This window comes from Cryobacterium sp. 10I1 (genome assembly GCF_035019805.1).
In the GTDB taxonomy this organism is placed as follows: Bacteria; Actinomycetota; Actinomycetes; order Actinomycetales; family Microbacteriaceae; genus Cryobacterium; species Cryobacterium glucosi.
In genome coordinates, this window is the sequence record NZ_JASJVF010000317.1 from 1 (window position 1) to 3,161 (window position 3,161).

Below are 3,161 nucleotides of genomic sequence, written 5' to 3' on the forward strand. Positions count from 1 at the left end.
GCGTAGAAGCCTGCGCCCGGGGGTGTGTCCGGGGTGTCCCACAGGGTTTCGCGGTCGATGTCGATCTCGAGCTCGGCCACGTTGACGCCGACGCCGGTCGGGACCTCGGGTCCCTGGTGGCCGGCGACCCAGGTGCGCACGGCGGCGTCGAGGCGTTCGCCGTGCGGGGCGCCGCCGCGCGGAAGCCAGGTGACGGAGCAGCCGTCCGGGACCCGCACGTCGAGCTGGTCCGCGGCATCCGGCACCTCGAGGAAGGCGTGCGCCGTGCGCCCGGGCTGCAGGGTATCGAGGATGCCGCAGATCGCGGGGACCGCGGTCTCGTCGCCCGCGAGGAGCAGGTAGGTCGCGTCGCCGGGGCGCCAGTCGAGGCCGAGGCCGGCGTCGCGGCTGCGCGAGTCCGGCCCGACGATGACGACGTGCTCGCCGACCTGGGCCGCGGCGAGCCAGCGGGATGCGGGGCCGGGGCCGGATCCGGCGGCATCCGCTGCGTCGTGGGAGACGAAGTCGACGTCGAGTTCGCGGAGGTGCGGGCGCACCCTGCGGACGGTGTAACTGCGGAACGGGTTTCGCTCAGCTTCGGGAAGGGCCCGCCAGCGGTCGTACCAGCCGGTGCCGGTCGACGCAGGGTCGCGCTGCTCGTCCACTCCGAAATCGGCGAGGCCGACGCCGGGGATCGGCAGGACGAGCTTGATCCGCTGGTCGAGTCCCGCCGTGCCGAAGTGCTCGAATTCCGGACCGGTGAAGGTCACCCGCACAAAATGCGGGCTCAGGCGCCGGATGCCAGCGACCGTCGCCCGGTACGGCCGGTAGCCGGGGCGTGCATCAGGGAGCAGGTCCTCGCCGGTCACCTCGGTGCTGGGTAAGGTAAGCATTACCTAAGTATTGCATCCCCGGGCTCTGCGTGCCGTGTGAATTCGGTGTGAGCGCACCGGGCCGCCGCGAGCCGGCCTCGCCACCTACAGCCGGACGCTGGCCCCGGTGAAACCGCCGAACCCGCCGCGCCCGCCGTCCCCGGTTTCCACGGGGCGGTCCGGGAGGTTGGACCACTGCGACCAGGATCCGGGGTAGAGGTAGGGGACGAACCCGGCGATCGTGAGCGCGGCGATCTCGTGGGCGGCCGTGACCCCCGATCCGCAGTAGACCCCGATCGGGCGCATCGGTTTCACGCCGAGGGACTCGAAGTGTGTACGCAGCTGGTCGGCGGGCAGGAAGCGGCCGTCGTCGGCGAGGGTGTCCGTCGTCGGGGCGCTCACCGCGCCCGGGATATGGCCGGCGCGCGGGTCGACCGGCTCCGTCTCGCCCCGGTACCGGGCGCCGGCGCGCGCGTCGAGGAGGATGCCGGTGTGCGCGATGGCGGCGGCGGTGTCGGCGTCGATCGTGGCGAGCGAGCCGTAGCTGAGGTGTGCGGTGCCGATCGGCGGGTCGGGCTGCTCCCCGGTGACGAGCGGCAGCCCCGCCCTGCGCCAGGCGGCGAGCGCACCGTCGAGCAGGAGCACGTTCCGGTGACCGGCGTGCCGCAACAGCCACCACGCCCGCGCCGCCGACATCAGGCTCAGGTCGTCGTAGACCACGACGGTGTCGTCGTCGTGGATTCCCCAGCGCCGCGCCGCCGCCTGCAGGTCGTCGATCGCGGGCAGCGGGTGCCGCCCGTCTTCAGGCGCCCCCGGACGGGCGAGCTCGGTCTCGAGGTCGACGTAGACCGCGCCCGGAAGGTGTCCGGCTGCGTATTCGTCGCGTCCGCTCGGCCCGAGGAGCGCCCACCGGACGTCGAGCACACGGATGTCGTCACGCGTCTCGAGCAGGCGGGCCAGATCCTCGGCGGAGATCAAAGTGTTCACGAAACCACGGTACCGGGTGTGCGCGGCGCGGGGACCCGCATCCGCCCGTGCCCCGCCCCTTCGATACGGCCCCAGGCACGGCCGTCGACACGATCCTCGGCACGGAATTGCGTTCGGTACACGTTCGTTGCGAAAACGGGCGCGCACGCGACGCAATTCGGCGCGGGGCGGCGACGGATTGCGTGCCGGGGGCCCGACTCGACCCGTACCGGGCCTCGCCCGTAGACTCGAACGAGTGAGCAGCTACTGGACCCTACTGAAGACGCCCGGGGTTGCCCGTCTTATCGCCGCGCAGCTGACCGCCCGCTTTCCGTTCGGGATGCTCTCGCTCGCGTTCCTGATCCACATCGAGCACGTCTACGACTCCTACGGGTCCGCCGGCCTCGTACTCGGTGCGATGAGCATCGGCCAGGCCATCGCCGGCCCGCTCACGAGCCGCCTGATGGGCCGCTGGGGCATGCGCCCGGTCATCATCGCCACGATCGCGATCTGCGCGAGCGCCATCGTCGTGATGGCGTTGTTGATCCTGCCGATCTGGGGCCTGATGGTGATCGGCCTCGTCGCGGGGCTGACGACACCGCCGATCCAGCCGGCCGTGCGCACGATCTACCCGAAGATCGTCAACTCCCGTCAGCTCACCCCGCTGTTCTCGCTCGACGCATCCGCCCAGGAGATCATCTGGGTGCTCGGACCGGTCATCGCCACATTCGTCGCGATCCAGATCAGCTCGGTCGCGGGTATCCTCCTCGCCGCTGCATTCCTGGTCGGCGGCGGCATCTGGTTCGTCGTGCTGCCCGAGGTCGGCCGGGTACGGATCCCGCGCAGCCGCCGCAAGCTCGGCGCCGTGCTCAAGCGCCCTGCCGTGCTCCTCAGCACCGTTGTCGGCTTCATGCTCGTCGCGGCCTGCTCGGCCGTCGAGGCCGGCGTCGTCGCGGCATTCGGTCACGGCAGCTCGGACTCCGGCTGGGTGCTCGGCATCTTCGCGATCGGCTCGCTCGTCGGCGGCCTCGCGCTCGGTCACGCGCCGATCGGCCCGTGGGCCCTCGCCGGGCGGATGCTGATCGTCACGATCGGCCTCTCCCTCGCGACTCTCGGCCTCAGCTTCTGGTGGCTCGCCGCAACCCTGCTCCTTGCGGGCATCGGCATCGCGCCGGCCTTCGCTGTGCTGTTCGGGATCGTCTCCGCGAGCGTCAAGTTCAGCGACACCGCCGAGGCGTACGGCTGGGTCGGCACCGGCCAGCTGATGGGCGCGGCGCTCGTGCAGCGCACCCCGTTCACCAAGGCCGACCCGGAGCAGCTCCGCCGGGAACTCGACAAGGTACG

The 3,161-nt window shown here is 71.6% G+C and carries 3 protein-coding genes; 1 reads left to right on the forward strand and 2 read right to left on the reverse strand.

All coding sequences use genetic code 11. The annotated features are described in order from the left end of the window. Both QN345_RS17185 and QN345_RS17190 read right to left on the reverse strand, forming a co-directional pair. Positions 1-872 (reverse strand): siderophore-interacting protein (locus tag QN345_RS17185; protein WP_323508944.1); only part of this gene is annotated, 872 nt, incomplete at its 3' end. A gap of 84 nt (positions 873-956) precedes the next feature. Continuing rightward, the gene (locus tag QN345_RS17190) at positions 957-1,838 is read right to left on the reverse strand and encodes a sulfurtransferase (RefSeq protein WP_416172952.1); all 882 of its coding nucleotides are present in this window, start codon (positions 1,836-1,838) and stop codon (positions 957-959) included. Between the two features lie 235 nt (positions 1,839-2,073). On the opposite strand from QN345_RS17190, the gene QN345_RS17195 reads away from it, so the two are divergent. Beyond that, positions 2,074-3,161: MFS transporter (locus tag QN345_RS17195; RefSeq protein ID WP_323508945.1), on the forward strand; the 1,088-nt coding region annotated here is incomplete at its 3' end.